The following is a 26,872-nucleotide window of genomic DNA, read 5'->3' as shown; positions in this document are numbered from 1 at the left end:
CCTCTCGCCACAAGGCTGAGATGGACGCGGCCCGCTTGAAAGAGCGGATGTAAATCCTTTAGCGCCGCCCTGAGGAGCGAAGGGCGCTACAGAGACCGTCGACTCTATGGTCCAGCCTGCGAGAGACGGTAGACTCCGGTTCCTCACATGAGATTTGCAGGCAGCGGAGACTGCCCCATCACCGCGCTCGAACGAGATCCTGCAATGGCGATCGCTCATCCGGAGGCCGCCATCCACGGCGCCCGCCTCACCATCGACCTCGCGGCCATCGCCGAGAACTGGCGCCGGCTCGGCGCGCAGGCCCCGCATATCCCCTGCGCCGCCGTGGTGAAGGCCGACGCCTATGGCTGCGGCTTGGCCGTGGTCGCACCGGTCCTGTGGCAGGCCGGCTGCCGGACGTTCTTCGTCGCCCATGCGAGCGAGGCAGTCACCGCGCGGTCGCTCCTGCCGGAAGCGACGATCTATGTCCTCAACGGCTTGGCTCCTGGCAGCGGCCCCACCCTCGCCGCGCACGCCCTGCGCCCAGTCCTCGGATCGCGCGAGGAACTCGACGAATGGGCGGCTCTGGGGGCGGAGATGGGCCGGCCGCTCGCCGCGGCCCTTCACATCGATACGGGTATGAACCGCCTCGGCCTGACAGTCCCCGAAGCCCTGGCGCTCGCCGGAGACCCGATCATCCCAGCGGCGGGGATCGACCTGCTGATGAGCCATCTCGTCAGTGCCGAACGGCCGGACGAGGCGATCAACCGACGCCAATGCGAGGAGTTCGACACGGTACGCCGCGCCTTTCCGGGCATTCCGGGTTCGCTCGCCAATTCTTCCGGTTGCTATCTCGGCGCAGGCATCGCGAACGACATGCTCCGGCCGGGCTACGCCCTGTTCGGCGGCAACCCGATGCCGGGACGCCCGAACCCGATGCAGCCGGTCGTCCGCCTCGAAGCGCGGATCGCCCAGATCCGCGACGTGGAGACGGGGGACAGCGCCGGCTACAATTCCCGCTGGACCGCTCCCGGTCCGCGACGGCTCGCCACCCTCTCCATCGGCTATGCCGACGGGTATCCGCGCTCGGCGAGCGGTCGCGGCCATGCCCTCGTCGGCGGGGTGCCCTGCCCCATCGTCGGCCTGATCTCCATGGACCTCATCATCCTCGACGTCACCGATGCGCCTGAGGCCCGTCGCGGCGAACCGGCGGTTCTCATCGGTGATTCCCTCGATGTGGACAATGTAGGCCACGCCGCCGGCACCATCGGCTACGAAATCCTGACCGGCCTTGGTTCACGATATGTTCGTCGTTATGTAGAGTCTACCGACTGATCCGGCGATTCCAAATCCACCGCCTCATCCTGAGGTGCCGAAGCGAAGCGTAGGCCTCGAAGGAGAACTCCAGATGGCGCCGCCGGCCCTGGAGGTCTCCTTCGAGGCCCGCTGGCGCGGTCACCTCAGGATGAGGGCGCGGGTTGGATGGCCGCAGACTGTCGTCCGTGCTTCCTCAAAGGCGATCATGGCCAAGATCCACCAGACCTTCGTCTGCCAATCCTGCGGCGCCGTCTACAATCGCTGGCGCGGGCGCTGCGAAGCCTGCAACGGCTGGAACACGATCGTCGAGGAAACGGGCGCGAGCGGCCCGCAGGCCGGGCCGGTCAAGACGCGGCCGAGCCGGGCGCGGGGGCGGGTGTTTCCTCTGGAAGGGCTCACCGGCGAGGCCCGCGAGGCCCCGCGCATTCCCTCCGGCATCGGCGAGCTCGACCGGGTCACCGGCGGCGGCTTCGTGCGCGGCTCGGTGATCCTGCTCGGCGGCGATCCCGGCATCGGCAAGTCGACCCTGCTGATGCAGGCCACCGCCGCCATGGCGCGCACCGGCGAACGGGTCGTCTATATCTCCGGCGAGGAGGCGGTGGCGCAGGTGCGGCTACGGGCCGAGCGCCTCGGCCTGTCGAGCGCGTCGGTGGATCTCGCCGCCGAGACCAATGTCGAGGATATCGTCGAGACCCTGAGCCAGGGGCGCCCACCGGCACTCGCCATTATCGATTCGATCCAGACCATGTGGACGGAGACGGTGGAATCCGCCCCCGGCACGGTGACCCAGGTCCGATCCTCGGCCCAATCGCTGATCCGCTTCGCCAAGACCACCGGCACGGCGGTGATCCTCGTCGGCCACGTGACGAAGGACGGACAGATCGCCGGTCCCCGCGTGGTGGAGCACATGGTCGATGCCGTCGCCTCGTTCGAGGGCGACCAAGGCCATCACTTCCGCATCCTGCGGGCGGTGAAGAACCGCTTCGGCCCCACCGACGAAATCGGCGTGTTCGAGATGACCGATCGGGGCCTCGCGGAGGTGCCGAACCCCTCGGCGCTCTTCCTCGCGGGGCGCGACCATGCGGCACCGGGCACGGCGGTCTTCGCCGGCATGGAGGGCACGCGGCCCCTGCTGGTGGAGATCCAGGCCCTAGTAGCGCCCTCTTCCCTCGGCACGCCGCGCCGCGCCGTGGTGGGCTGGGATCCCAACCGCCTGTCCATGGTGCTCGCGGTGCTCGAGGCTCATGGCGGTATCCGGCTCGGCACCCACGACGTCTATCTCAATGTCGCAGGGGGCCTGCGGATCACGGAGCCGGCGGCCGACCTCGCAGTAGCAGCCGCCCTGGTCTCGTCGCTGTCGGGCGCGGCCCTGCCGGGCGAGACCGTCTATTTCGGCGAGATCGGTCTCTCCGGAGCGATCCGTCCGGTGGCGCAGGCACCATCGCGGTTGAAGGAAGCGTTGAAGCTCGGCTTCGCCAAGGCCGTCACGCCACAGGGGCGTAACGAGGTCGGCGACAATTCCCTACCCACGGAAGCCCTGCGCCACATTGCGGATCTCGTGGCCGGCATCGCCAGCGGCGCGCCCAAACGCGGCCGGCCCGAGCGTAACCCGGCGCGATACGAATACGAAGACGACGAGTGAGGCTGGCGAAGGGAGGGCGTAGCGGAGGGTGACGGCCGAGTTTCCGCACGATATACAGGCGCGGCGGCGAGGGGGAGCCGCACGAGCAGGCAATAGTCAGCCCCTCTGCCCCGTGCGACCATACCAATCAATGCCGTTTTCCGTTCTCGATCTGGCCGTTCTCGGCATCGTCGTCATCTCGGCCCTTCTGGCCGCCGTCCGCGGCGCGACGCGCGAGGTTCTCGCCATCGTCGCCTGGGTCGCCGCCGCCGCAGTGGCGTGGAAGCTCTATCCCCTGCTGCTGCCCACGGTGAGCCAGCACGTCTCCAACGCCACCGTGGCGCTGGTGGCCTCCATCGCCACCATCTTCCTCCTCACTCTCGTCATCGTGTCGATCATCACGGTGAAGGTCTCCGACATGATCCTCGATTCGCGCATCGGCGCGATCGACCGGTCCCTCGGTTTCGTCTTCGGCGCGGGGCGCGGATTCCTCATCTGCGTGATCGGCTGGGTGTTCCTGGCCTGGCTGGTCCAGGGCAAGATGCCCGATTGGGCGGCGCAGGCCCGCAGCCGCCCGATGCTCGAGAAATCGGGCGACGCCCTCGTGGCTCAGTTGCCGGAGAACCCGGAAGGGTTCCTGAAGCAGTTCAAGAAGTCCAAGGGCGACGGCACGGCGGACCCGGTCGAGCCGGCCGGTGAGGGCGACACGGCGCCCGCGCAACGCCGGACGGAGTCGCCCGCACGACGCTGACCTTCTCACGCAGCGCGTCTGATCTGCGTGGCAAGCCGCTTGGTTGCGGAACCAAGGCCGACTAAATGACGGCTTCTTGCAGGAAGCAGCCGTCGTCATAAAACGGTCGCAGGATGCAAGCCGGTCCGTGGACGGTGCCGAAACCGGCAGCGGCGGGCCACCTTAGGATCGCAGAACCAGATGTCAGCACGCAGCGCGAGCGCCCGCCATTCGGTCGACGTGGTGGATGGGCTGGACCGGGACGGGGACACGCTGCGCGAGGAGTGCGGCGTCTTCGGCATTTTCGGCCATCCGGACGCCTCCGCCATCGTGGCGCTCGGCCTCCACGCCCTCCAGCACCGGGGCCAGGAGGCGGCAGGCATCGTCTCCTTCGACGGGCACATCTTCCATTCCGAACGCCGGCCCGGCCTCGTCGGCGATTCGTTCTCCGACCGCTCCACCATCGAGCACCTCGAAGGCTCGGCCGCCATCGGCCACGTGCGCTACTCGACGACCGGAGGCACGATCCTCCGCAACGTCCAGCCGCTCTTCGCCGAACTCGCCAGCGGTGGCCTCGCGGTGGCCCATAACGGCAACCTCACCAATGCCCTTTCCATCCGCCGCGACCTCGTCCGCGACGGCGCCATCACGCAGTCGACCTCCGACACGGAAGTGATCCTGCACCTCGCCGCCCGCAGCCGCGCGCCCCTCATCGTCGAGCGCTTCACCGAGGCCCTGCGGCAGGTCCAGGGCGCCTACGCCATCGTCGCGCTCACCAACAAGAAGCTCATCGGCGCCCGCGACCCCCTCGGCATCCGCCCGCTGGTCATCGGCGAACTCGACGGACGCTACATCCTCGCCTCGGAAACCTGTGCGCTTGATATCATCGGCGCGAAGTTCATCCGCGACGTTGAGAACGGCGAGATCGTCGTCATCTCCGAGGAGGGCATCGAATCGATCCGGTTCGCGCCGGCGCAGCCCATGCGCCCCTGTATCTTCGAGTATATCTACTTCGCCCGGCCGGATTCCGTTGTGAACGGCAAGAGCGTCTATTCCGTCCGCAAGAATATCGGCCACGAACTGGCCCGCGAATCCGCCACCGCCGCCGATGTGGTGATCCCGGTGCCGGACTCCGGCGTGCCGGCAGCCCTCGGCTTCGCGCAGGAGACCGGCCTGCCCTTCGAGATGGGCATCATCCGCAACCATTATGTCGGGCGCACCTTCATCCAGCCGACCCAGTCGGTGCGTGAACTCGGCGTGCGGATGAAGCATTCGGCCAACCGCGCCGTGGTGGAAGGCAAGCGCATCGTCCTCGTGGACGACAGCCTCGTGCGCGGCACCACCTCGGTGAAGATCGTGCGGATGATGCGCGAGGCCGGTGCCAAGGAGGTGCATTTCCGCATTGCCTCGCCGCCGATTACCTATCCGGATTTCTACGGGATCGACACGCCCGAGCGCGAGAAGCTGCTCGCCGCCACCCACGACCTCGAAGGCATGCGCCGCTATATCGGCGCGGACTCCCTGGCCTTTCTGTCGATCGAGGGCCTGTACAAGGCTATGGGCGAGGAGAGCCGCAACGAATCCTGCCCGCAATATACCGACCATTGCTTCACGGGCGACTACCCGACCGGCCTGACCGACCTCGCCATTGCCGGGCCGAAGCGTCTCGCGATGCTCGCCGAAGCGGATTGATTCGACCGATGACGACGAAGCCCCTCGACGGCCGCATCGCCCTCGTCACCGGCTGCTCGCGCGGCATCGGCCGGGCGGCGGCCCTGGCCTTGGCCGAGGCCGGCGCGCACATCGTGGCCGTCGCCAGGACCCAAGGGGCGCTGGAAGAACTGGACGACGCGATCCGGCAGGCGGGATCGAGCGCGACGCTCGTGCCCCTCGACCTGACCGATTTCGACGCGATCGACCGGCTCGGCCTAAGCATCTACGAGCGCTGGCAGAAACTCGACGTGGTCGTGGGCAATGCCGGTATCCTCGGCAATCTGACGCCCCTCGGCCACGTGACGCCCAAGACCTGGACGCAGGTGATGGACATCAACGTCACCGCCAACTGGCGCTTGCTCCGCTCCGTCGACCCGCTGTTGCGGAGGTCGGATGCGGGCCGCGCCATCTTCGTCACCTCCGGCGCCGCGCAGAAATGCAAGGCCTATTGGGGGCCGTACTCGGTCTCGAAGGCCGCTCTCGACGCCCTCGTGCGCACCTATGCGGCGGAGACCGAGACCACGCCGATCAAGGCCATGCTGCTCAATCCCGGCCCCCTCCGCACCTCCATGCGCAAGGCGGCGATGCCGGGCGAGGACGAGACGACACTGAAGACTCCGGACGACCTCGCCCCTCATTTCGTGCGGCTCGCGAGCCCGGATTGGGATCAATCGGGCAAGATCTACGATTTCCCCAGCGACCGGGTGCTGACGCCGCAGATGGCGGCTTAGCTTTTCTGTCACCCATAACCTGCCCGCGACCTCATCCTGAGGTGCTGGAGCGAAGCGAAGGCCTCGAAGGAGGGCTCCAGGACTCGCAGTGCGGTCTGGAGCCCTCCTTCGAGGCCACTTCGCGGCACCTCAGGATGAGGTCGGTGGCGGGAGTGACCCGCCTTCATCGAGGTTTCCATCATGATCGACGTTCGCTGCATTTGCGCCATCGGCCTGCGCGGCCAGTTGGGCCTCAACGGGCACCTGCCCTGGGAGGGCAACACCGATCCGCTCTTCGTCGAGGACGTGACGCGCTTCTTCGCGCTGACCATGGGGCACGTGCTGATCGCCGGGCCGAAGACCGTGGCCTCCGTGCCGGACTTCGCCTTCAAGGACCGCACCATCGACGTCATCCGCAGCCACGAGGACCCGGAAGAGGTGCTCAAGCGCTATCCGGGCCGGCGCATCTTCGTCGGCGGCGGCATCACGGTCTGGAACGTTTACGCCAAGTACATCCAGAACTGGGACATCACCCGCCTGCCCTATGACGGCGAGGCCGACCGCTGGTTCGATCCGGCCTGGCTGGTGGGTGGCGCATTGCGAAGCTGAGGAGCAACGACCTTTCGCCCTACGAGTTGATGGAGGTCGCTCGCAGGATGATGGCATGACCGCGCATAGCTACCGTTTCGGCATCGAGGAGGAATACTTCCTGGCCGATGCCGAGACGCGAGGGACGCCGCGGCGGTCGGTGAAGCCGTTCCATACCGAAGCGAGCGAGCGCCTGCCCGAGATCGGGCGCGAGATGTTGCAGTGTCAGGTGGAGGTCTGCACCCCGCCCTCCACGGAGTTCGGCGAGGCAAGAGAGATCCTGGCCGGGCAGCGCGACGCCCTCGGCCGGCTGGCCAGAAAACACGAGCTTATGGTCTTCGCCGCCGGCACCCATCCGGTGGCGGATTGGGCGCGGCAATTGCCGACGAAGGGGGAGCGCTATCGCGGCATCCTCAAGGATGTGGGGCTCGCCGGCCGCCGCAGTCTGATCTGCGGGATGCATGTCCATGTGGAAGTGCCCGATCCCGCGGCCCGGATCGACCTGATGAACCGGCTTCTGCCGTTCCAGCCCCTGCTCTTCGCGCTCTCGGCCTCGTCCCCGTTCTGGCAGGGCAAGCCGACGGGGCTCACCGCCTACCGCCTGAGTGCCTTCGGCGAATTGCCCCGAACGGGGTTGCCACAGCTCTTCTCCGGTCCGGAGGCATATGAGCGCTATCTGCGGATCATGACCAAGGCCGGTTCGATCCAGGATGCCAGCTTCCTGTGGTGGTCGCTTCGTCCGTCGATCAAGTTTCCCACGCTGGAGCTTCGCGTGGCGGATTCCTGCACTCGGCTCGAGGATGCTCTCACGGTGGCGGCACTCTTTCGCTGCCTCGTGCGCTGCGTCGTGCGCCAGCCGGACCTCAACGCCGATCTCGACGGCGTCTCTCGCGCCCTGGCCGAGGAAAATCTCTGGCGCACCCAGCGCAGCGGCACCGAGGCCGAGATCATCGACGAAACCAGTGAGGATGCCCTCCCCTTCGCCGACGCCCTCGACAAGGTTCTGGCCCTCATCGATGCGGATGCCGATGCGCTCGGCTGCGGCGAGGAGGTCGAGCGCGCCCGCACCATCGTGGCGAAGGGCACCAGCGCCGACCGTCAGATCGCCGTGTTCGAAGCCGCGCGCGAGAAGGGCCGCACCAACCGCCAGGGACTGGACGACGTGGTGGATTGGCTGAGCGAAACGACCTGCGGGTCGTGAGGCTCAGCCCTTGTTGTCCTTGTCGAACGGGTTCTTCGAGGTGCGCAGAGACAGCCGGATCGGCACGCCGGGCAGGTCGAAGGCCTCGCGCAGGTTGTTGACGAGATAGCGCGTGTAGGATTTCGGCAGGCCGTCGAGCTGGTTGCCGAACAGGGCGAAGTGCGGCGGTCGGCTCTTCACTTGGGTGGCGTAGCGAATCTTGATGCGGCGGCCGGCCACCGCCGGCGGCGGGTTGCGCTGGGTCGCCGCGCTGAGCCAATCGTTGATCTTGGAGGTGGAGACGCGGCGGTTCCAGACCTCGAAGGTCTCGGTCACGGCCTTCATCAGCGCGTCGATGCCGTCACCGGCCAACCCCGACAACGGAACCACGGAGACACCGCGCACCTGCGGTAGCAGGCGGGTGCAATCCTCCCGTAGCTTCTTCAGCAGGCCGGGCTGGTCCGCCACGAGATCCCACTTGTTGAGGCCGATGACCACGGCCCTGCCCTCGCTCTCGATGAGATCAATGATGGTCAGGTCCTGCTTCTCGAACGGGATCGTGGCATCGAGGAGCACCACCACCACCTCGGCGAAGCGCACGGCGCGAAGGCCGTCCGACACGGCGAGCTTTTCGAGCTTGTCGTCGATGCGGGCCTTGCGGCGCATGCCGGCGGTGTCGTGGAGCTTGATGCGGCGCCCGCGCCATTCCCAGTCGAGGGAAATCGAATCCCGCGTGATGCCGGCCTCGGGGCCGACGAGCAGGCGCTCCTCGCCGAGCATCCGGTTGATGAGCGTGGACTTGCCGGCATTGGGGCGGCCGACGATGGCGACCTTCAGCGAGCGATTCGACGGGTCGTCGTCGTATCCCTCCTCCTCGTCGTCGAGCTTGGGCAGAGCCTCGGTAAGTGCGTCATGCAGCTCGCCGATACCCTCGCCATGTTCGGCCGAGAACGGGATTGGGTCGCCGAGGCCGAGCGAGAACGCCTCGTAAGCGCCGGACAGGCCGGTGCCGCCCTCGGCCTTGTTGGCGACGAGCACCACCGGGCAGCCGGCGCGGCGCACCAGTTCGGCGAAGGGCTGGTCGGCGGGGAGGATGCCGGCGCGGGCATCGATGACGAACAGCACGACGTCGGCTTCGAGGATCGCGGCTTCGGTCTGCGCGCGCATGCGGCCGAGCAACGAATCGGCATCGGCCTGTTCGAGCCCCGCCGTGTCGATGATGCGAAACACCAATCCGCCGAAGTTGACGTCGCCCTCGCGCCGGTCGCGGGTCACGCCGGGGCGATCGTCCACGAGGGCGAGCTTCTTGCCCACCAGACGGTTGAAGAGGGTCGACTTGCCGACATTCGGCCGTCCGACGATAGCGACGGTCGGCATGTCCATGGTGGTCTCGATTCAGTCGTCGTACGGAGAAAATTCGTCGTGCAGGCGTCGTGCCGAAATTCGGCTCAGCGCGTCACGGGCGGGGGTGCGGCCGGCTCGGAAGCGGGAGCCGCGGTCACCGTGACCGGACCGCCGGCCACGAGGGCAGCATAGACCTCGATACGCTGGCGCAGGTTCGCCGGCGTCTGCGGATCGGCGACGATCTGGTCGAACCAGCGCCCGGCGGCATCGTATTCGCCGCGCTTCAGCGCCACGAGTCCGAGCATTTCGCGAGCGGTGTGGCGGAACGCGCCGGTCGGGGCGGCGAGCCCCTGGAGACTGGCGAGCGCGGTATCGGGATTCTGCTGGTCGAGGCGGATCAGGGCGGCGCGCAGGCGAGCGAGGTCGCGCAGGCCATCGCTGAGCTGGGTGTCGGCGGCCAGCGCATCGTACTCGGTCGCGCCGGCGGCGGCGTCGCGCTTGGCGGTCTCGGTGGCGGAGCGAAACCGGGCCAGCATCCGGTAGCCGCCCGGTGCATCGGCTTCCAGCGCCTCGAAGGCCTTGTCGGCCTCCGTACCCTTGCCATTCTTGGCGAGACGATTGGCGGCCTCGAACTTCTCCGACGCCGCTTCCGCACGGACGCGCTGATCGTGCTGCCAGTAGCGATAACCGCCGACGCCGGCCACGACGAGAATCGCAACAGCGATGATCAGACCACTGTAGCGCTTCCAGATCCGGGCGACCTGATCACGGCGATAGTCTTCGTTGACCTCGCGGATGAACTCGTTGTTCTCGGCCATATCGTCTCACGCCGACCGCGATACGATCGACGGCCTTGAGGAAAATCCAAGCCCGGCGCGTAGCACAGCGCAGCCGGCTTGGCGACTGGATAGCTTGGAGAGCGGCGAGCTGTGAGTGCGGCCGGTCTCAGGCCTGCCCCGGCCAGGCCGCCACGCCGATGAGCAACGGGTGGAGATATTTGGCGAAGGCGAACCAGACGACGAAGCCGACAACGACTGCGATCGCATCGTTGCGCCAGCCGGCCGGGGCTGCGACGGCGCCATGCTGGGCGGCCACCGCGCCAGCCGACAGGGCGCGGCGCTTGGCGTTGATCCGGGCGATCACCGCCCAGGCGAGGAAGCTACCGAACAGCAGGATCGAGCCGAGGTCGCCATTGGCGAGGAGATGGGCCGTCGCCCAGATCTTCACCGCCAGCAGCATCGGGTGCTTGGCCCGCGCCCGGATGTGGCCGGGCAGGTAGGCGGAGGCCAGAGCGATGAAGGCGAGGAGCGTCAGCAGCAGCGCGAGATGGCGCGTCCAGACCGGCGGGTTCCAGACCTGGATGTAGCCATCCGCGCGGTATTGTCCGAAACCATAGGCGATGAGCACGATGCCGACGATCGACAGCACGGTATAGCCGAGCTTGAACCGGCTCTCGCCGACCTCGTCGATGACGCCCGCGCGCTTGGCCCTCAGCATGGAGAAGGCGTGCGTGCCGAGGAACAGCACGAGGCCGAGGATGAGGATGAGCATGAAGGGCCTTCGAATCGAGCCTGTGGATCGCGGGAGCCGCGCCAGGCCGGGTGAAGCAGACTGTAACGGTTCAAAACCCAAACCGGCGCGGATGTCCAGGCTCATCCGATGACGCGGCTTCTCGCGCTCCTCCTGCTCGTCCTGCTTCCTCAAGAGGTCGCGGCGCGGTCCGAACCGCCGCTTTCCGCCCTCACCCTGGTCGGAGCGCCGACGACGATATTCAAGGCCGGTCGCGATGCCTGCGACGGGGCGGACGTGCCGGACGCCTCCGCCCGAGCCTTCCGCGACTCAGCGGGCGGCGTCGCCCTGTTCGGCATGCATTACCGCAACAGGGCCCTGCGCGGACCGAGCCTCGACCAGTTGAAGCTCGACTGCGCCGTGGTGCTCGAATCCGGCGAGAAGGCCGATCCGGCGGCCTATGACGACCGCTCCTGGATCACGGCCACATGGACGGAGGACGGCAAGGCCGTCTCGGCCCTCCTCCACCACGAGTACCAAGCCAACGAGCACGAGGGCCGCTGCCGCTCGAAGGTCTATATCGAGTGCTGGTACAACACGATCGTCGCCGCCTCCTCCGGTGATGGCGGGCGCAGCTTCACCCGCGCCAGGCCCCCCATGGTGGTGGCGGGAGCGCCGTTCCGCCAGGAGGTCGGCCAGAGCCGGCAACGGGGCTTCTTCAATCCGTCGAACATCGTGGCGGACGGGCGCTGGCGCTACGTGCTGATCGCCACCACGGGCTGGTCTTCCGGCGGCAGCGAGCAATCCGCCGGGGCCTGCCTGTTCCGCACCGACACGCCCTCCGATCCGACGCGCTGGCGCGCCTGGACCGGGCTCGGCTTCACTGCCGCCTTCCCCGATCCCTACGCCAAGCCGACCCTGCTCACCGAACCATGCAAGCCGTTGGAGCCGTTCGGCCTGCCCGTGGGCGCGGTGGTGCGCCATCGCGGTACGGGGGCCTGGATCGCCGTCTTCATGGCCGCGGCCGGCGCCAAGGTTCCGCAATCCGGCTTCTACTGGACGACGTCACGCGACCTCCTTACCTGGGATCAGCCGCGCCTGCTCCTCGCTGGCTCCACGCTCTACGACGATCCCTGCACGGCCAAGGGCGACCTCATCGCTTATCCGTCGATTCTCGATCCACAGGCGACCGGCCGCAACTTCGACGATGTGGGCGACACCGCCCTGCTCACCTACGTGACGCTGCGCCGGGAGGGCTGCCAGGTGACCTCGGACCGGGACCTCGTCCGTAGACCATTGGCGCTCAAGGTCTGGCCGTAAGGCGGAAGCGGATCGTCATCACGGCCGGCCCGTATCCGGCATGGGGCGGACTTCGCCACCGAGATCGTGCCAGTGGAGAGGAACCTGCCGGCCCGGCGGCATCGCACGTCTCCGTGTCAGAACTTCACCAGTTCCACGCGCCGGTTCTTTGCCCTGCCCTCCTCGCTGCCATTGGAGGCGACCGGGCTGGCGGCCCCGAAGCCCTTGGCTCTCAGCCGATCCTTCGCAACGCCCGACGAGATGAGCCTGGCCATCACCGCCCTGGCGCGGCCATCGGAGAGCGACTGATTGTGCCCGGCGGACCCGGTCTCGTCGGTGTAGCCGTTGATCGCCAGCTTGAGACCGGGATTCGTCTTCAGCAGGCTCGTCACCGCTTCGATCTGAGCCGCGGAATCCGGCAGGATCGCGGTCTTGTCGGTGGCGAAGTTGACATGGATCACCGCCCGCCCGGTCTTGTCGATGTCCTGCTTCAGCTGCTCGGCGGGCAGCAGGGAGGCGGTCTGGGCGAACGGCTTCGTCTCGAGGATGGTCCAACTCGCGTTGTTGCTGCCGGGCACGAAATGTACCCAGATCTGCCGGTCCGGACGGCGGATCACCCATGTCTGCGTCCGTTCGGAGTAGACGTTACCGAGGCCTTCATACATGCCCATCTTGACCTCCTCCGGCAGGGTATCGGTCACTGAGGTGGGCATCTGGCTGTCGGTGAGCTTTCGTCCGCCCGCCTGGGTCAGCACGGCCTCGATGTTCTTCTTCAACTCATAGGACGAGTAGGTCTTACCGTCCTTGGCACCGATGAGGGACAGGAAAACCTTGCCGTCGACGTCGTGGAGCGCGGTGCCCGTCCAGAACGGAAAATGCCCGAATTCGCGGGACTCTGGCGGGTTCACCGGCTGGTAGCCCGCGGGCAGCGCGAAATAAGGAAAGCCGCCGAGGGGCACGGTCGAGACGGGAATGTCGTCGAGCGCCACGGCGCCCGGTATGGGCCCGCCCCCGGGAGACGATGGACCCGCGACCGGCTCGGCCCTGCTCTCGCTCGCGGCATAGGTGAACGCCAACAGAATCCAGACCAGCTTCAATGCTCTCATCATCCACTCCGGCATGATGACGGCGCCGACAGACCGGGCCATCTTAGACGGACTCACGGGAAAGCGGGCCTTCACGGGGCGGCAAGAGATGCCACCCCGGCGCACGGTGTCGAGTCGGACGGATGTCCGATGGACCCCGACCGCCCCCTCTGCCGACCGCGCAACCTTGCTGCCCTCGGCCGCACTGGCTATATTACTGGATACATCTGGAGCCGATCATGGGAAGTTCGCAGAATCGCGCAATCCGGAATTATCGCTCTCGCCTTGGCGAGCGTGGCCTCGCGCGTTTCGAAGTGCTCGGCCGAGATACCGATCGCGACCTCATCCGGTCGCTCGCCAGACGCCTGTCCGAAGACACGCCCGAAGCCTCGGAGCTTCGTGCGACCGTCAGCCAGTCGATCGCTGGCGCTCCGCCCAAACCGGGCGGCATCCTCGCTGCGTTGCGGCGTTCGCCGCTGGTGACTGCGGAACTCGATCTTTCCCGCCCCCGTGAAGAGGGACGCAAGGTCGACTTGTGACGCGCTATCTCTTGGACACCAACATCATCAGCAACGTCGTCAAGCCGCAGCCGTCGGACTCACTTCTGGCGTGGATGTCGACTCAGCGCGATGAGGACCTGTTCATTGCGTCATTGACCGTCGCTGAAATCCGCCGCGGGATTTTGGAGAAGCCACGGGGGGAAAAGCGCGAGGCGCTCGAGAGATGGTTCTCCGGACCGGAAGGACCCCAAGCGCTGTTTATGGGCCGTGTCCTCTCGTTCGACGACAGAGCAGGCCTGATCTGGGCACAGCTGATGGCGGCGGGGAAAACGGCCGGCAACCCGCGCAGCGGGCTCGACATGATCATCGCCGCAATCGCCGGTGCGAATGACTGCGTGGTCGTCACCGACAACGAAAAGGATTTCGCCGGAGTCGAAATCCTCAATCCTATGCGCGGATCGATCTGATGCAGCGCCGGGGTCCCGAACGGCTCGGAACGGCGAATTCTATCCCACTCTATCAGCGTGTCGTGGGGTGATTCGGCGCAACGTCAGCGACGCCCGAAATCACTCCCACTCGATCGTGCCGGGCGGCTTCGAGGTGATGTCGTAGGTCACCCGGTTGATGCCCTTGACCTCGTTGATGATGCGGGTGGCGACGCGGCCGAGGAAGGCCATGTCGAAGGGGTAGAAATCCGCCGTCATGCCGTCGACCGAGGTGACCGCGCGGAGCGCACAGACATGGTCGTAGGTGCGGCCGTCGCCCATCACGCCCACGGTCTTCACCGGCAGGATCACCGCGAAGGCCTGCCAGATCGTGTCGTAGAGGCCGGCCTTGCGGATCTCGTCGAGATAGATCGCATCGGCTTTCCGCAAAGCCTCCAGCTTCTCGGCCGTAATGGTGCCGGGGCAGCGGATGGCGAGGCCGGGGCCGGGGAAGGGATGGCGGCCGACGAAGGCCTCGGGCAGGCCGAGCTCCTTGCCGAGCACCCGGACCTCGTCCTTGAACAGTTCGCGCAGGGGCTCCACGAGTTGCATGTTCATGCGCTCGGGCAGGCCGCCGACATTGTGGTGGCTCTTGATCGTCACCGAGGGACCGCCGGTGAAGGACACGCTCTCGATCACGTCGGGGTAGAGCGTCCCCTGGGCGAGGAACGCCGCGCCGCCGATCTTCTTCGCCTCCTCGTCGAACACGTCGATGAACAGGCGGCCGATGGTCTTGCGCTTGATCTCCGGGTCGCTGACGCCTTCGAGCTCGCCGAGGAACAGCTCCTGCGCCTGAACATGGACCAGGGGGATGTTGTAATGGTCGCGGAACAGCCGCACGACCTCATCGGCCTCGCCCATGCGGAGCAGGCCGTGATCGACGAAGACGCAGGTGAGCTGGTCGCCGATCGCCTCGTGGATCAGCACCGCCGCCACTGAGGAATCGACGCCGCCCGACAGGCCGCAGATCACCCGCTCCTTGCCGACCTGCTCGCGGATCTTGGCGATGGCCTCCTCGCGGTAGGCGCCCATGGTCCAGTCACCGGTGCAGCCGGCGATGTCGCGCACGAAGTTGCGGATCAGCAGGGCGCCGTGCGGGGTATGGGCCACCTCCGGGTGGAACTGGACCGCGTAGTAGTTGCGCGACTCGTCGGCCACCGCCGCGAAGGGCGCGTTCTTCGACAGGGCGACGGTGGTGAAACCGTCGGGGAGCTTGGTCACCCGGTCGCCGTGGCTCATCCAGACCGGATAATGCTCGCCCACATGCCAGACGCCCTTGAACAGGGGACAGTCCGAAATGATCTCGATCTCGGCGCGGCCGAACTCGGCATGGTGCCCGCCCTCGACCTCGCCGCCGAGCTGGGCCGCCATGGTCTGCTGGCCGTAGCAAATGCCGAAGACCGGCACGCCCGAATCGAACACCACCTGGGGCGTGCGGGGCGAGGCCTCGGTCGTCACCGATTCGGGGCCGCCGGAGAGGATCACGCCCTTCGGCTTCGATTCGGCGAAGGCCTCAGCCGCCTTGGTGAAGGGGACGATCTCGCAATAGACACCCTCCTCACGCACGCGCCGTGCGATGAGCTGGGTCACCTGGCTGCCGAAATCGACGATGAGGATCTTGTCGTGGTCGGTATTCATGGATCGGAGTTAGACGAGGCCCCGCCATGGTGCAACGCGCAGCGTCCGCAGGGCACACGTCGCCCACATGCATCGGGCGTGGCCCTGCCTAGCGAAGGACGGAAGGCGGGATAATTAACAAAGGATTCACACAATCTGCGCGATTCATCCCGCCCTTCCAACAGACAGGAGCTTACGCAATGAGAGCAACCCTCTTCGGATTGGCAGCCATCACCCTCGCTGGCATCGGCTCGGCATCGGCTCTGCCGCTCGCCGGCATGACCCTTTCCGCCCCCGCCACCGCGATCGAGCAGGCGCGGGTCGTCTCGCGCACTGTCGTCAGGGGCCCCCGCTGCCGGACGGTCGTGACGAAGCGTCGGGGTCCGTATGGCCGGGTGACGATGGTGCGTACGCGCCGCTGCTTCTGAGCACCGACCTTCGCGCCATCGACTCGGTGGCGCGAAGGCGCCGCTGGAATGGCTCGCTCTCAGAGCCATTCCAGCGGCTTTCACGCCCGGAGGAAGCCACGATGGCGACGGTGTCGTCGGCCGCCCGGCAAGGAGGGCCGGCGGTCGAGGCGCATCAGCCGCGGCGTTCCAGAGTGGCGACGTAGAAGCCGTCCGTGCCCGTGAGGGCCGGGCTCATCTGCAGGCCGTGCTCGGTGAACCGCACCACCCCGGCGAGGCCCGGCCCATGGTCGGCGGCGACCTTCTCGGCCGGCAGGACCGTCAGCCCGCCATTGGCCCGTGCGAGGATACCGTCGATGGCGGCGTCGTTCTCCTCCCGCAGCAGGGAGCAGGTGATGTAGGTGATCCGCCCGCCCGGCCGCACCAGGCGCGACGCCCGGTCGAGCACCTCGGCTTGGTCCGTGACACGCGCACTGAGGGAGCCGGGGCGCAGCCGCCACTTGGCGTCGGGGTTGCGCCTCCATGTCCCCGAACCGGTGCAGGGCGCGTCGACCACCACCCGGTCCACGGTGCCGTCGAGGTCGCCGAGCACATCGGCCCGCGCGCGTCCGCCGCGCGGAGTGCGGATCTCGGCCTCGGCACCCGACCGGCGCAGCCGGTCATGGATCGGCGCGAGCCGGCGTGGGTCGTCGTCGGTGGCGATGAGCCGCCCGCCATTGCCCATCATCGCCGCGAGGGCGAGGGTCTTGCCGCCGCCGCCCGCGCAGAGATCGACCACGGTCTCGCCGGCGCGCGCGCCGGTCAGGGCGCCGGCGATCTGGGAGCCCTCGTCCTGGATCTCGTACCAGCCGTCGAGGAATTCCGGCTCCACATGCAGGGCGGGACCTCGACCATCCTCGCCGATGGGAATGCGCAGGCCATTCGGGGCATGCGGCGTCACCGCCGGCGTCAGATGCGCGAGCCCGGCCAGGGCCGTCTCGCGATCGCGCTTGAGGGTGTTGATCCGGATATCGAGGGGCGCGCGGCGGGCCAGCGCGCGCAGCTCATCGAGGAGGACATCGCCGAACAGGTGGCTGAGTGAAGGCAGGATCCAGTCCGGAACGTCTCCGGCCACATGGGCCGGAGCATCGGCGAGCGTGCCCTCGGCGATGGCGGTGCGTTCGACATCGGTCAGGGGATCGGGCGCGAAGCGCTCGCCGGAGAACAGCTCGCCGATGGTGGGCGCCGCGAGTCCGTGCTGCAGCCGCAGCATGCCGATGAGGATGGCGCGCGGGGCCTCGTCCCCCATGATCCAGGCGGATGAAGCCCGGCGGCGCAGGGCATCGTAGACGAGGCTCGCGATGGCCGCGCGGTCGCCGGAACCGGCGAAGCGATGGGCGAGGCCCCAATCCTTGAGGGCATCCGCGGCCGGACGGCGTCGCCCGGCAATGTCGGCGAGCACTTCTATGGCGGCGGAGAGACGGGCGGGAGGGGTCAGGACGAAATCCTCAAGGTTAGGGAAGGGTGACCGCGGTCGATCGTCGCCGCGATACGGTCACGCTTTGAGCCGGGGTTGGACACATTACAGCCAAGCTTCCGGCGAGATCAGCCCTCAGACAGGCAGGGTGGCGGATCTGTCTCGTGGCCTTGCTGCGCCAGAGCCCACTGCGTCAACGTACGGAGCTTCGCAATCGTCATGTCGCCCATCATTCCCCTGACCCTCGCGGGCATCGTCCTCACGAGCGTCGCCGCCTGCTCCACCGCCCCCGCCGTCGATCTGACGCCTCCGCCCCAGCGCCCCTACGATGCTAAAACTCAGCTGGAATACGGCAACCCGCCCCCGCCGCCGCCGGCCCCGCGCTACTGAGCGACCGACTTTCGGGGCCGCCGCTCAGGACGCCTCACGGGCGCGACGGTTCTCGTAGGCCTTGAGATGCGTGTAGACCCGGTCGAGCATCGGGTGCGCGCCCTCTCGCCCGCGGGAGATGAGATCGCCGATGATGTGATCGGCCTCGATCCGCGCCTGGTTTTCGATGTCACGCAGCATCGAGGCGGTGAAGGCCGACCCCTGCGCGGTCAGCGTCGCCTGCGTGTTCCGCATCACCTTGTCCCGTGGCGCATATCCGGCATCCTCGGCGATCCCACGGCATTCCTCCATCAGCGCCTCGATGAAGGCGAGACCGCCCGGCGCGGCGACGATGTCGCCGACCGTCGACCGCATCAGGCAGGTCGCCCCGGCGAGGGTCGCCAGGAACGTCCACTTCTCCCACATTTCGACAACCATCGCCTCGCTCAGACGGGCCTGGAACGCGACGCCCTGCATCAAGGCTTCGATCCGCTCCACCCGCTCGGAACGGCCGCCGGCCCGCTCGCCATAGGTGAGGCTATGGAGCGGGCTCATCATGCGGATCTCGCCATCCGCCGTCACCGTCGCCGCGATGGCGCAGGAGCCGCCGAGAACCCGCTCCGGCCCGAAAGCGGCGTCGAGGATGTCGAGATGGCGCAAGCCGTTGAGGACGGGCAGCACAAGCGTCGTGGGACCGACGGCCGGTGCCACGTCGGCGATGGCGGCGTCGAGGTCGTAGGCCTTGCAGCTGAGGAGGACGAGATCGAAGCCACCGCCCTTCCCCGCCGCGAGATCGGCGGCCGTGAGCGTCGCCGGTTCGGCGATGTGGACGTCGCCCACCGGGCTTTTCACTCGGAGCCCCGACGCGGCCAGAGCCTCGGCCCGGGCCGGCCGCACGAGGAAAGTGACGTCCTTGCCCGCCTCGACGAGACGCGCCCCGAAATATCCACCGGTGGCACCGGCGCCGACGACGAGCACGCGCATGGAACGATCCTCAACCTCGATAAGTCTCCCTCCTTACCGGACGAGGGTGGCGACTTTCCAGGCGTGAACGGAAATTCCGAACCTTAGACCCCGATCGGAGCGAGGAAGACGCGCACCGCGAAGACGATCCACATCACCAGAAGCACCAACGCCCCGAGCGTATAGGCCTGGAAACGGTAGGGGACGTGGTTCGAGGTGACGTAGACGCCCGCATGAATGACGCGGGACGCGACGAAGATCCAGGCCAGGACTACGAAGAGAAGATCGGCCTTCTTCGTGTAGAGGGCCAGCGGCACCAGGGCGAAGAACAGCACCGGCAGCTCGAACTGGTTCGAGAACGCATTGGCTGCCTGCTGCGCGCGGGGCGGCCAGTTGCGCTGCCCCATCGAGACCTCGCCGGCCTTCACCGAGCCGGCCCTGACCTCCGCCAGGCGCACGCGGCCGAGCCAAAACATAAGCACGAAGATCAGCAGAACCTGCGCGAAGACGGGGGCGAGGATGGCCTGGACGGTCATGATGAAGCCTGTTGGTCCGCATCACCGGCCGAGGCGGCAAGCGGACCGTCGCAGGGGAGGACGATGACGGGCGGTTCGAACGGATTGGACGATCGCTGGATGAGGCGCGTGACACTCGGCCATGCATCTGCCCCGATCAGCACGCCATCGAGGCCGAATGCCAGTCCGATCCGCGCCGCCACCGGCCAAAGCCGGGCGACGGGACGGATCGGGCTGCGTTTCGCGCTCAAGCGCGGCTGGGGTAGTTCGGGCTTTCGCGGGTGATCGTCACGTCGTGGACGTGGCTCTCGCGCAGGCCCGCATTGGTGATGCGGACGAACTGCGCCTTGTCCTGGAACTCCGGGATGGTCGGCGCGCCGACATAGCCCATGGCCGCACGCAGGCCACCGGCGAGCTGGTGCAGCACCGCCGCCACCGGTCCCTTGTAGGGCACCTGCCCTTCGATTCCCTCGGGGACGAGCTTGTGGGTGTCGCTGACCTCGGCCTGGAAGTAGCGGTCGGCCGAGCCGCGCGCCATGGCGCCCACCGAGCCCATGCCCCGGTAGCTCTTGTAGGAGCGGCCCTGGTGCAGGAACACCTCCCCCGGCGCCTCGTCGGTTCCGGCGAGCAGCGAGCCCAGCATCGCCACGGAAGCACCGGCCGCGATCGCCTTGGCGAGATCGCCCGAGAACTTGATGCCGCCATCGGCGATGACCGGCACATCGGCGCGGTCGGCCGCCTCAACCGCTTCCATCAGGGCGGTGAGCTGGGGCACGCCGACGCCGGCCACGATGCGGGTGGTGCAGATCGAACCCGGGCCGATACCGACCTTGATCGCATCCGCACCGGCATCGATGAGCGCCTGGGCGCCGTCGCGGGTGGCGACGTTGCCGGCCACGATCTGCACGGTGTTGGAGAGCTGCTTCACCCGGCGCACGGCGTCGAGCACCTTGATGGAGTGGCCGTGGGCGGTGTCGACCACGATCACGTCACAGCCGGCATCGATGAGACGCTCGGCCCGCTCGAAACCGTTATCGCCGGTGGTGGTGGCGGCGGCGACCCGGAGGCGGCCCTGCTCGTCCTTCACCGCGCCCGGATAGGCCACCTGCTTCTCGATGTCCTTCACCGTGATCAGGCCGATGCAGCGGTAATGGTCGTCGACCACGAGAAGCTTCTCGATGCGGAACTGGTGAAGCAGGCGCTTGGCCTCCTCCTGGTTCACGCCCTCGCGCACGGTGATGAGCCGGTCGCGGGTCATCAGCTCGGCGACGGTCTCGGAGGGGTTCGTCGCGAAGCGCACGTCGCGGTTGGTGAGGATGCCGACGAGCTTGCCGCGCGAGCCGTTGGGGCCGCGCTCCACCACCGGAATGCCGGAAATGCGGTTCTGCTTCATCAGCGAGAACGCGTCCGCCAGGGTCTCGTCGGGATGGATGGTGATCGGGTTGAGCACCATGCCCGATTCGTACTTCTTGACGAGGCGGACCTGCTCGGCCTGCTCGGCCGGCTCGAGATTGCGGTGGATCACGCCCATGCCGCCGTTCTGGGCCATGGCGATGGCCATGGGCGCCTCGGTGACGGTGTCCATGGCCGAGGCCAGGATCGGCATGTTGAGGTGGATCGAGCGGGTCAGCCGCGACGCGATGCTGACCTCGGTGGGCATCACCGAGGATGCGGCGGGGCGGAGAAGCACGTCGTCGAAGGTCAGGCCCTCGATGATGGAATCCGCGGTGATACGAGCCATGTGCCAACTCCCGAAACGGTGAGAGGCGCCGGACTGGAAACAGCTGTCGGCGCCGACTGCGTTGGCACGGCGCAGTATCATGGGGCCGGACCCTGCGCAAAGGCAGGATCGCGGCATCGCAATGGAAAACTCAGTTGATCGGGTCGCGGGGGCCCTTGTCGGTCCATTCCGGCGGCAGGCCGATATAGTCGCCGACCATACCGTCGATGCCGGGCGCGCGGCCGAACTGCTCGCAATCCGGATCGAGCGGAGCCTCGCCGAGGGTGGTGATGCGGATACGATTCCAGCTCGGGATAGACAGCGGCTCCTTGAACGGGTCGCGTCCGGTCACGAGGAGCGTGCCGAAATCCTGGCCGAATTCACCCGCCAGATCGTAGGCGTCCCCGGCCGCCGAGAAGCGGGCCTGATTGGTGAAGGCGTTGGCGCCACCACCCCAGATCATCGCCGCCCGCTGCTGATGATGGCTATCGAGGGCTTCGGCCTCGATGGTGATGCTGCCGAGGCCGATGGGAATACGCGGGATCGGCACGCGGCCGACAGCAGTGGCGAAGCCGACGCCGAGCTGGGACGCGACGGTGATTCCCGCCGAGGTGGCGATGGTCGCGCCGGCGGCCGGGACGTTGGTGAGTTCCACACGGGTGACGGCGGACCGGATCGTGAGGTCGGCCTTCTTGGTGGAGACCACGTCGTAGCGCAGCGACAACTCGTAGCAGAGCGCACGGTCGGCCGCGTTGGCGATCAGGCGGCGCTCGACGCTGTTGAGACCGGGCCCGGAGATCGATTCCGGAAATGCCGCCGGGATGATGCGGACCGTCCGCGTCGCCGCGAGGGTCGGCTGATCTGCATAGAGTTTCGCCCCGGTCGCCACTTCGGTGCTTCCATTGAGGCGGTCGTAGCGGGTGAGCGACCCGCTTTCATTGAGAATGACGGTGCCGCAACCGGCGACCATAAGCAGCAGGCCCAGAGCCCCACCGATGAGGGGCGAGCGTCGACAGGTTTCGAACCGCGAGGGCATTCAATATCTTTCGCGCAAAATGGCGGCGGTGGCTCGCTCGACCGACGTGATACGAGACAGCCGAATTGTTGCTGAGCTTAAGGCCGTATCGACGCCCCCGAAAGGCGGCCGTACCGGCCTGACGACTTGAAGCCCGCACCTGTGGCTCGTGGGTCACGGTCGTCCACCACGTGCGACACCGCACGCGTCATCCACAGAGACCATCATTTGTGTGCATGTTCGTTCGAGAGTCGAGTTGCGCGCCCCGTCGTCAGCGTGACGGAACCGGGCGGCTTTAGCCGCGCTACCTACGCGATCCCCATGCGCCCATCCCAAATCGTCCCCCTCGTCGTCGCAACGGCCCTGTTCATGGAGAACACCGATTCCACGGTGATCGCCACGGCCCTGCCGGCCATCGCCCGCAGCCTCGGCGAGGATCCGATCGCCCTGAAGCTCGCGCTCACGGCGTATCTCGTCAGCCTCGCGATCTTCATCCCAATCAGCGGCTGGATGGCCGACCGCTATGGCGCGCGCACGATCTTTCGCGCCGCCCTCGTGGTGTTCATGGCGGGGTCGCTGGCCTGCGCCGCGTCCGATTCGCTCGGCGCCTTCGTCGCCGCGCGCGCGTTCCAGGGCATTGGCGGGGCGATGATGGTGCCGGTCGGCCGTCTCGTCATCCTTCGGGCGGTGCCGAAGAGCGAACTCGTCAGCGCCCTCGCCTACCTGACGATCCCAGCCCTGATCGGCCCGATCATGGGGCCGCCTCTGGGTGGGCTGATCACCACCTATCTCGACTGGCGCTGGATCTTCTTAATCAACATCCCGATCGGCTTGGCCGGAATCGTCCTGTCCACGATCTATTTCGAGAACATCCGCGAGCCGTCCCGGCCACCCCTCGACGTCCTCGGCTTCCTGCTCTCGGGAGCCGGCCTCGCCACGCTGATGCTCGGCCTCGCCTCCCTCGGGCGCCATCTCCTGCCGGATTACGTGTCCTGGGGCTGCCTCGGCGGCGGCGCGATCCTGCTCGCGCTCTACCTCGCCCATTCCCGCCGGGTCGAGCATCCCGTGATCCGCCTCGATCTGCTGAGATACCCGACCTTCCGCGCGGCGGTGACCGGTGGCAGCCTGTTCCGCATCGGCACTGGGGCGATCCCGTTCCTGCTGCCGCTGATGCTGCAGATCGGCTTCGGCCTCGATCCGCTGCAATCGGGCCTTCTCACCTTCGCCGCGGCGGCCGGCGCGCTCCTCATTAAGATCATCGGGCCGCGCATCCTGCGCGCCTACGGCTTCCGCCGGGTGATGCTGTTCAACGCCGTCGTCGCCTCTTGCTTCCTCGCGGTGAACGGCCTGTTCACGGCGCAGACGCCGCATTGGCTCATCATCGGCATCCTGCTGGTCGGCGGCTGCGTCAGGTCGCTGCAATTCACCTGCGTCAACGCCATCGCGTATGCCGATCTCGACAAGCGGGAGATGAGTTCGGCGACGAGCCTGGCGAGCGTCGCGCAGCAATTGTCGCTCAGCCTCGGCGTCTCCATCGGCGCCCTGGCCCTGGAGACGGCCGCCGCGCAGCATGGCCGCACGGCCATCGAGGCTGGCGATTTCTGGCCCGCCTTCCTCACCGTCGCGCTGATCTCGTCCGCTTCCCTCTTCGCCTTCCTGCGGCTGAAGCCGGATGCGGGCGCGGAGGTGTCGGGTCAGCGCCTCGCGTCGAAGGGCGTTTAGGCCGCCGCGCGGCTCGACGGCCGGGCGGGGCTGCGCTTCGGCCCCTTCGCGGATTTCGCATTGGCGTTGGCGGATTGCGGCCGGGCAGGTGCGCGCACGGGCGCCTCGCGGCTGGATTGGCGCCAACCCTGCCAGCTCCAAGCCCCCGGACCGGTGAGGGCGTAGATGAGGAAGCCGCCGGCCAGGCCGAGATCGGCGAGGAACAGGGTGCGCTCGGTCAACGCCGCCGCGCCGGAATAGGCCCAGAACCCGTGCAGCAGCACCGCCATCGCGACGGCGAACCCCGCCAGGGCGAAACCGGTGATACGCGGCAGGACGCCGAGGATGAGCGCCAGCGGTCCGAAGACCTGGACCACCACGGCCGCCGTGGCGACGGCATTGGGAGACGGCATCCCGGCCCCGGCCAGCGCCAGCGCAAAGCCCGAGACGTTGAGCGCACGCGCGATGCCGGTGGGCAGCAGCGCCGCCGCCAGCAACAGGCGCGACGCAAGGAGGATTCCGTCCTGGCTCCGACCGAACACGCGCGAACTCCGTCCCTGACCCATCGAGATCGGGAGAATGCGTGAGACCGGCTGAAGACGGCGTTAAGGGGTGTCAACCGGGCTCATTCACCTGGGGAAACAGGCGAATCGGACATGGCTATGGAGAGAGGAACAAGATCGGCCCGTAATCCTGGGCGCCATGCAGGATGTGGACGATGTCGATCGTCGCGGCACCGACACGATAGAAGATGAGATAGTTTCCGTACGTCCGGACCCGGATGCCCCTGCGCTCGTATCGCCGCACAAGAGGGAAACCGAGAGGCGCATCGGCCAGACGTTCGCAACAGGCGATCAACGCCTGGACGAAAGCGGCGGCGCGAGCCGGATTGTCGTTGGAAATGTAATCGCCGATCCGTTCCAGATCCGCTTCGGCGGTTTCGGCGAAGACGACGATCTTGCCTCGGCGACGGTCGACCGGTTGCCGTACCGTGTCGCCAGACGCGCGGCGACTTCGCTTGCCGGGTTGAGCCGGCCTTCATCGGCATCGGCAAGTCCGCGCTCGATGGCAGCGTCGAGCGCCGCCAGTCGATTCTCCCGCTCCTCCAAGAGGCGCACGCCCTCGCGCAACACGTCGCTACGGGATTGGAAGCGCCCGTTCTCCACGAGTGTTGAAACGTAGCTCTCGATCCTGGGGCCGAGGTCGGCACTTGTCGGCATCGCCGCCGCTCCCTGTCTACCGGAGGTCATGGTCTAGGACCGGTCATCGCCCGATCATCGCTATCAGGTATCCCCTATGCGGCGAAGGACATCTCGCCGACGCGCCGCTCCCCCCGACGAAACCGGTTGAAGACGGCGTTAAAGCTTGGAGCCGGCGCTCACTCGCCCGGGGAGCGACGCTCCGCCTTCGCCAGCGAGCGCTCATGCAGCAGAACTGCGAGCCAGCCGACGCCGACGGCGAGTAACGGCGTGAAGACGAAGGCGATCGCGTAGGAGGTGCTCATTGATCGAGCCCTTTCAGGACACGGCGTGCAGCCAGATGTAGGCCTCCGGCGCCGAGAATCCAAACGAGGACGCCGCCGATCATCTCGAACGGCCCAGACAGGGCTCGAAAATTTCCTACATTGTACAGGAAGCCCGCGACCGGCGTGGCGATCCCGACCGTGAAGCACGCCGTCGAGGCCCGGTCCAACGCGTTGGCGAGCAGCTTCGTCTGCTCGATCATAGATGGCTTCATCGGATCGCCCGCTTTTCCATCAACGATAAGCGTGGCAGACTCGAAGTTTAACTTATGGTCGCCGTCGAACCGGTGCGTTCCTCACCCCGACACCCCACCCCGGAACAACCGCCCGCGCTCGGTCCAGGCGACGACGAGAAGCGCCGAGCCACCGAGTCCGGCATAGCCGATGCCGAGGGGAAGCACGGTGCCGTCGAAGGCCTGGCCGATGACGAAGCCGCAGAAAGCGCCGAGGATCGTCGTGTAGAAACCGAGGAAGGACGAGGCCGTCCCGGCGATCTCGCCGAGGGGCTGCAGGGCCAGCGCGTTGAAGTTCGGCATGGCGAAGCTGATCATGAACTGGTTGCAGGCGAGCACCGTCAGGAACAGCCACAAAGGCGGATGCCCGGCATAGGCGAGACCGATTGCGACCTGGGCCAGCGCCACCGCCACGAACAGGGTGAGCCCCACATGCGAGAGCGGTCGCATCCCGAGCCGTCGCACCAGGCGGGCATTGACCAGCGTCGCCGCCCCCATGGCCCCGGCCACGAGGGCGAAGGCGAGCGGGAACAGCGCGCCGAGCTGGTAGAGCCCGGTATCGAAGACCTGCTGGGCCGAGCCGACATAGCCCATGATACAGCCGGTCAGCAGCCCGAGGGCGGTGGCATAGCCGACCGCCACTCGGGTGCGGAAAGTCAGCGCGACCGCCTGACCGATGGAGCGCAGCGAGAGCGGACGCCGGTATTCCGGGTGCAGCGTCTCCGGCATGCGCCAGGAGAACCAGAGGGTGAGGATGCCGGCCAGGGCCAGCATGGACACGAAGACATAGTGCCAGGAGCCGAGCAGCAGCATCGCCCCGCCGATGGCGGGCGCGATCATCGGCACGATGAGGAACACCATCATGATCAGCGACATGACGCTGGCCATTTCGCGCCCCGAATAACGGTCGCGGACGATGGCGGTGGAGAGGACGCGCCCACCCGCCGCCCCGATCCCCTGGATGACGCGGGCGGCCAGCAGCCATTCGAAGGACGGCGCGACCATGGCGAGGCCCGTGCCCGCCCCGTAGACCGCCAGACTCCCGAGCAGCACCCGCCGGCGCCCCAGCGCGTCCGAGACCGGCCCGTAGACGATCTGGGCCACGCCGAACCCGATCATGTAGACATAGACGAGAAGCTGCAGCGCATTCGGATCGGCGACCGAGAACCGCGCCTGGATCGCCGGAAAGGCCGGCAGCAGGTTGTCGATGGAGATGGCGGTTACCGCCATCATCAGGGCGACGATGCCGACGAATTCGCCGAAGCCCGGACCGTTCCAGACCGGTCCGACGGGC

Annotated in this window: 29 protein-coding genes; 13 read left to right on the top strand and 16 right to left on the bottom strand. The window is 67.4% G+C overall.

The window, feature by feature from the left end:
• Nucleotides 1–147: 147 nt before the first annotated feature.
• The 7 genes from alr to AC0IXR_RS03660 all read left to right on the top strand — a co-directional run bounded on the left by alr (nt 148) and on the right by AC0IXR_RS03660 (nt 7,859).
• Entirely contained in the window at nt 148–1,314 is a 1,167-nt protein-coding gene (gene alr / locus AC0IXR_RS03690) for an alanine racemase (RefSeq protein WP_471759780.1), read from the top strand.
• 187 nt (nt 1,315–1,501) lie between these two features.
• Nucleotides 1,502–2,938, top strand: a complete 1,437-nt coding sequence (gene radA, locus AC0IXR_RS03685) for a DNA repair protein RadA (RefSeq protein WP_207413177.1) — start codon at nt 1,502–1,504, stop codon at nt 2,936–2,938.
• Between the two features lie 130 nt (nt 2,939–3,068).
• Nucleotides 3,069–3,668 (top strand): CvpA family protein, encoded by a 600-nt coding sequence (locus tag AC0IXR_RS03680; RefSeq protein WP_056432373.1) that lies wholly within the window; start codon nt 3,069–3,071, stop codon nt 3,666–3,668.
• Between the two features lie 180 nt (nt 3,669–3,848).
• Nucleotides 3,849–5,339, top strand: coding sequence for an amidophosphoribosyltransferase (gene purF / locus AC0IXR_RS03675; protein WP_018045057.1), 1,491 nt, complete (start codon nt 3,849–3,851; stop codon nt 5,337–5,339).
• 8 nt (nt 5,340–5,347) lie between these two features.
• Nucleotides 5,348–6,091, top strand: coding sequence for an SDR family NAD(P)-dependent oxidoreductase (locus AC0IXR_RS03670; RefSeq protein ID WP_461229389.1), 744 nt, complete (start codon nt 5,348–5,350; stop codon nt 6,089–6,091).
• Nucleotides 6,092–6,271: 180 nt separating this feature from the next.
• The gene (locus tag AC0IXR_RS03665) at nt 6,272–6,679 is read left to right on the top strand and encodes a dihydrofolate reductase (RefSeq protein WP_056432367.1); all 408 of its coding nucleotides are present in this window, start codon (nt 6,272–6,274) and stop codon (nt 6,677–6,679) included.
• 55 nt (nt 6,680–6,734) lie between these two features.
• Nucleotides 6,735–7,859 carry a carboxylate-amine ligase gene (locus AC0IXR_RS03660; RefSeq protein ID WP_471759779.1) on the top strand — a complete coding sequence of 375 codons (1,125 nt, stop codon included), beginning with the start codon at nt 6,735–6,737 and terminating at the stop codon, nt 7,857–7,859.
• 3 nt (nt 7,860–7,862) lie between these two features.
• Here the strand turns inward: AC0IXR_RS03660 and der are convergent, their stop codons facing one another.
• The 3 genes from der to AC0IXR_RS03645 all read right to left on the bottom strand — a co-directional run bounded on the left by der (nt 7,863) and on the right by AC0IXR_RS03645 (nt 10,733).
• Nucleotides 7,863–9,221 carry a ribosome biogenesis GTPase Der gene (gene der / locus AC0IXR_RS03655; RefSeq protein WP_056432361.1) on the bottom strand — a complete coding sequence of 453 codons (1,359 nt, stop codon included), beginning with the start codon at nt 9,219–9,221 and terminating at the stop codon, nt 7,863–7,865.
• Between the two features lie 65 nt (nt 9,222–9,286).
• Nucleotides 9,287–10,000 carry a tetratricopeptide repeat protein gene (locus AC0IXR_RS03650; RefSeq protein WP_471759778.1) on the bottom strand — a complete coding sequence of 238 codons (714 nt, stop codon included), beginning with the start codon at nt 9,998–10,000 and terminating at the stop codon, nt 9,287–9,289.
• 127 nt (nt 10,001–10,127) lie between these two features.
• A complete protein-coding gene (locus AC0IXR_RS03645; RefSeq protein WP_056432356.1) occupies nt 10,128–10,733 on the bottom strand; it encodes an NnrU family protein in 606 nt (201 codons plus the stop codon).
• A 108-nt stretch (nt 10,734–10,841) separates the two neighbouring features.
• Between AC0IXR_RS03645 and AC0IXR_RS03640 the strand changes: the two genes are divergently transcribed.
• Nucleotides 10,842–12,011, top strand: coding sequence for a hypothetical protein (locus AC0IXR_RS03640; RefSeq protein ID WP_471759777.1), 1,170 nt, complete (start codon nt 10,842–10,844; stop codon nt 12,009–12,011).
• Between the two features lie 116 nt (nt 12,012–12,127).
• Here the strand turns inward: AC0IXR_RS03640 and AC0IXR_RS03635 are convergent, their stop codons facing one another.
• Complete coding sequence (locus AC0IXR_RS03635) at nt 12,128–13,138, bottom strand: OmpA family protein (RefSeq protein WP_471759776.1); 1,011 nt, start codon at nt 13,136–13,138, stop codon at nt 12,128–12,130.
• A gap of 176 nt (nt 13,139–13,314) precedes the next feature.
• Here AC0IXR_RS03635 and AC0IXR_RS03630 point away from each other — a divergent pair, with 176 nt between their 5' ends.
• Nucleotides 13,315–13,614 carry a hypothetical protein gene (locus tag AC0IXR_RS03630; RefSeq protein WP_207413190.1) on the top strand — a complete coding sequence of 100 codons (300 nt, stop codon included), beginning with the start codon at nt 13,315–13,317 and terminating at the stop codon, nt 13,612–13,614.
• On the top strand, nt 13,611–14,042 hold the full coding sequence (locus tag AC0IXR_RS03625; RefSeq protein ID WP_471759775.1) for a PIN domain-containing protein: 432 nt from the start codon (nt 13,611–13,613) through the stop codon (nt 14,040–14,042). The genes AC0IXR_RS03630 and AC0IXR_RS03625 overlap by 4 nt, the downstream gene beginning before the upstream one ends.
• A 99-nt stretch (nt 14,043–14,141) precedes the next feature.
• Here AC0IXR_RS03625 and guaA read toward each other — a convergent pair whose 3' ends face one another.
• Nucleotides 14,142–15,698, bottom strand: a complete 1,557-nt coding sequence (gene guaA / locus AC0IXR_RS03620; RefSeq protein ID WP_056432343.1) for a glutamine-hydrolyzing GMP synthase — start codon at nt 15,696–15,698, stop codon at nt 14,142–14,144.
• 179 nt (nt 15,699–15,877) lie between these two features.
• Between guaA and AC0IXR_RS03615 the strand changes: the two genes are divergently transcribed.
• Nucleotides 15,878–16,105 carry a hypothetical protein gene (locus AC0IXR_RS03615; RefSeq protein WP_056432338.1) on the top strand — a complete coding sequence of 76 codons (228 nt, stop codon included), beginning with the start codon at nt 15,878–15,880 and terminating at the stop codon, nt 16,103–16,105.
• A gap of 154 nt (nt 16,106–16,259) precedes the next feature.
• Here the strand turns inward: AC0IXR_RS03615 and AC0IXR_RS03610 are convergent, their stop codons facing one another.
• Complete coding sequence (locus AC0IXR_RS03610; RefSeq protein ID WP_471760234.1) at nt 16,260–17,561, bottom strand: RsmB/NOP family class I SAM-dependent RNA methyltransferase; 1,302 nt, start codon at nt 17,559–17,561, stop codon at nt 16,260–16,262.
• Nucleotides 17,562–17,759: 198 nt separating this feature from the next.
• On the opposite strand from AC0IXR_RS03610, the gene AC0IXR_RS03605 reads away from it, so the two are divergent.
• Nucleotides 17,760–17,930 carry a hypothetical protein gene (locus AC0IXR_RS03605; protein WP_207413194.1) on the top strand — a complete coding sequence of 57 codons (171 nt, stop codon included), beginning with the start codon at nt 17,760–17,762 and terminating at the stop codon, nt 17,928–17,930.
• A gap of 24 nt (nt 17,931–17,954) precedes the next feature.
• On the opposite strand, the gene panE is transcribed toward AC0IXR_RS03605, so the two are convergent.
• The 4 genes from panE to AC0IXR_RS03585 all read right to left on the bottom strand — a co-directional run bounded on the left by panE (nt 17,955) and on the right by AC0IXR_RS03585 (nt 22,143).
• Entirely contained in the window at nt 17,955–18,893 is a 939-nt protein-coding gene (gene panE, locus AC0IXR_RS03600) for a 2-dehydropantoate 2-reductase (protein WP_471759774.1), read from the bottom strand.
• 83 nt (nt 18,894–18,976) lie between these two features.
• Entirely contained in the window at nt 18,977–19,408 is a 432-nt protein-coding gene (locus tag AC0IXR_RS03595) for an MAPEG family protein (RefSeq protein WP_471759773.1), read from the bottom strand.
• Between the two features lie 226 nt (nt 19,409–19,634).
• Entirely contained in the window at nt 19,635–21,128 is a 1,494-nt protein-coding gene (guaB, locus tag AC0IXR_RS03590) for an IMP dehydrogenase (protein ID WP_056432325.1), read from the bottom strand.
• A 130-nt stretch (nt 21,129–21,258) separates the two neighbouring features.
• On the bottom strand, nt 21,259–22,143 hold the full coding sequence (locus AC0IXR_RS03585; protein WP_471759772.1) for a DUF3313 domain-containing protein: 885 nt from the start codon (nt 22,141–22,143) through the stop codon (nt 21,259–21,261).
• 300 nt (nt 22,144–22,443) lie between these two features.
• On the opposite strand from AC0IXR_RS03585, the gene AC0IXR_RS03580 reads away from it, so the two are divergent.
• Entirely contained in the window at nt 22,444–23,844 is a 1,401-nt protein-coding gene (locus tag AC0IXR_RS03580; RefSeq protein WP_471759771.1) for a DHA2 family efflux MFS transporter permease subunit, read from the top strand.
• On the opposite strand, the gene AC0IXR_RS03575 is transcribed toward AC0IXR_RS03580, so the two are convergent.
• From AC0IXR_RS03575 to AC0IXR_RS03550, 6 genes are all read right to left on the bottom strand, one after another.
• Entirely contained in the window at nt 23,841–24,365 is a 525-nt protein-coding gene (locus AC0IXR_RS03575) for a DoxX family protein (protein WP_056432509.1), read from the bottom strand. The genes AC0IXR_RS03580 and AC0IXR_RS03575 overlap by 4 nt on opposite strands.
• Before the next feature lie 118 nt (nt 24,366–24,483).
• Entirely contained in the window at nt 24,484–24,780 is a 297-nt protein-coding gene (locus AC0IXR_RS03570) for a type II toxin-antitoxin system RelE/ParE family toxin (RefSeq protein WP_471760233.1), read from the bottom strand.
• On the bottom strand, nt 24,678–25,043 hold the full coding sequence (locus AC0IXR_RS03565) for a type II toxin-antitoxin system ParD family antitoxin (RefSeq protein ID WP_471759770.1): 366 nt from the start codon (nt 25,041–25,043) through the stop codon (nt 24,678–24,680). Before AC0IXR_RS03565 ends, AC0IXR_RS03570 begins: the two co-directional genes overlap by 103 nt.
• Before the next feature lie 158 nt (nt 25,044–25,201).
• A complete protein-coding gene (locus tag AC0IXR_RS03560; protein WP_280136575.1) occupies nt 25,202–25,327 on the bottom strand; it encodes a hypothetical protein in 126 nt (41 codons plus the stop codon).
• Nucleotides 25,324–25,560, bottom strand: a complete 237-nt coding sequence (locus AC0IXR_RS03555; protein WP_207413236.1) for a hypothetical protein — start codon at nt 25,558–25,560, stop codon at nt 25,324–25,326. Before AC0IXR_RS03555 ends, AC0IXR_RS03560 begins: the two co-directional genes overlap by 4 nt.
• 81 nt (nt 25,561–25,641) lie before the next feature.
• On the bottom strand, nt 25,642–26,808 hold the full coding sequence (locus AC0IXR_RS03550) for a multidrug effflux MFS transporter (RefSeq protein WP_471760232.1): 1,167 nt from the start codon (nt 26,806–26,808) through the stop codon (nt 25,642–25,644).
• Between the last annotated feature and the right edge of the window lie 64 nt (nt 26,809–26,872).

The organism is Methylobacterium sp. AC832 (genome assembly GCF_979256025.1).
Note: the sequence above shows the minus strand (reverse complement) of the source record. Positions and strands in the feature narration are given on the sequence as shown.

Bases quoted from the DNA above. Each gene is read 5' to 3' on its own strand.
- AC0IXR_RS03640 (WP_471759777.1), top strand. From the start codon at position 10,842: ATGACGCGGCTTCTCGCGCTCCTCCTGCTCGTCCTGCTTCCTCAAGAG.
- AC0IXR_RS03605 (WP_207413194.1), top strand. From the start codon at position 17,760: ATGTCGCCCATCATTCCCCTGACCCTCGCGGGCATCGTCCTCACGAGC.
- AC0IXR_RS03680 (WP_056432373.1), top strand. From the start codon at position 3,069: ATGCCGTTTTCCGTTCTCGATCTGGCCGTTCTCGGCATCGTCGTCATC.
- AC0IXR_RS03615 (WP_056432338.1), top strand. From the start codon at position 15,878: ATGAGAGCAACCCTCTTCGGATTGGCAGCCATCACCCTCGCTGGCATC.
- alr (WP_471759780.1), top strand. From the start codon at position 148: ATGAGATTTGCAGGCAGCGGAGACTGCCCCATCACCGCGCTCGAACGA.
- AC0IXR_RS03635 (WP_471759776.1), bottom strand. From the start codon at position 13,138: ATGGCCCGGTCTGTCGGCGCCGTCATCATGCCGGAGTGGATGATGAGA.
- AC0IXR_RS03670 (WP_461229389.1), top strand. From the start codon at position 5,348: ATGACGACGAAGCCCCTCGACGGCCGCATCGCCCTCGTCACCGGCTGC.
- panE (WP_471759774.1), bottom strand. From the start codon at position 18,893: ATGCGCGTGCTCGTCGTCGGCGCCGGTGCCACCGGTGGATATTTCGGG.
- radA (WP_207413177.1), top strand. From the start codon at position 1,502: ATGGCCAAGATCCACCAGACCTTCGTCTGCCAATCCTGCGGCGCCGTC.
- AC0IXR_RS03595 (WP_471759773.1), bottom strand. From the start codon at position 19,408: ATGACCGTCCAGGCCATCCTCGCCCCCGTCTTCGCGCAGGTTCTGCTG.
- guaA (WP_056432343.1), bottom strand. From the start codon at position 15,698: ATGAATACCGACCACGACAAGATCCTCATCGTCGATTTCGGCAGCCAG.
- AC0IXR_RS03660 (WP_471759779.1), top strand. From the start codon at position 6,735: ATGACCGCGCATAGCTACCGTTTCGGCATCGAGGAGGAATACTTCCTG.
- der (WP_056432361.1), bottom strand. From the start codon at position 9,221: ATGGACATGCCGACCGTCGCTATCGTCGGACGGCCGAATGTCGGCAAG.
- AC0IXR_RS03560 (WP_280136575.1), bottom strand. From the start codon at position 25,327: ATGAGCACCTCCTACGCGATCGCCTTCGTCTTCACGCCGTTACTCGCC.
- AC0IXR_RS03645 (WP_056432356.1), bottom strand. From the start codon at position 10,733: ATGCTCATCCTCATCCTCGGCCTCGTGCTGTTCCTCGGCACGCACGCC.
- AC0IXR_RS03550 (WP_471760232.1), bottom strand. From the start codon at position 26,808: ATGGCGGTAACCGCCATCTCCATCGACAACCTGCTGCCGGCCTTTCCG.
- AC0IXR_RS03565 (WP_471759770.1), bottom strand. From the start codon at position 25,043: ATGCCGACAAGTGCCGACCTCGGCCCCAGGATCGAGAGCTACGTTTCA.
- purF (WP_018045057.1), top strand. From the start codon at position 3,849: ATGTCAGCACGCAGCGCGAGCGCCCGCCATTCGGTCGACGTGGTGGAT.
- AC0IXR_RS03585 (WP_471759772.1), bottom strand. From the start codon at position 22,143: ATGCCCTCGCGGTTCGAAACCTGTCGACGCTCGCCCCTCATCGGTGGG.
- guaB (WP_056432325.1), bottom strand. From the start codon at position 21,128: ATGGCTCGTATCACCGCGGATTCCATCATCGAGGGCCTGACCTTCGAC.
- AC0IXR_RS03580 (WP_471759771.1), top strand. From the start codon at position 22,444: ATGCGCCCATCCCAAATCGTCCCCCTCGTCGTCGCAACGGCCCTGTTC.
- AC0IXR_RS03665 (WP_056432367.1), top strand. From the start codon at position 6,272: ATGATCGACGTTCGCTGCATTTGCGCCATCGGCCTGCGCGGCCAGTTG.
- AC0IXR_RS03650 (WP_471759778.1), bottom strand. From the start codon at position 10,000: ATGGCCGAGAACAACGAGTTCATCCGCGAGGTCAACGAAGACTATCGC.
- AC0IXR_RS03630 (WP_207413190.1), top strand. From the start codon at position 13,315: ATGGGAAGTTCGCAGAATCGCGCAATCCGGAATTATCGCTCTCGCCTT.
- AC0IXR_RS03555 (WP_207413236.1), bottom strand. From the start codon at position 25,560: ATGAAGCCATCTATGATCGAGCAGACGAAGCTGCTCGCCAACGCGTTG.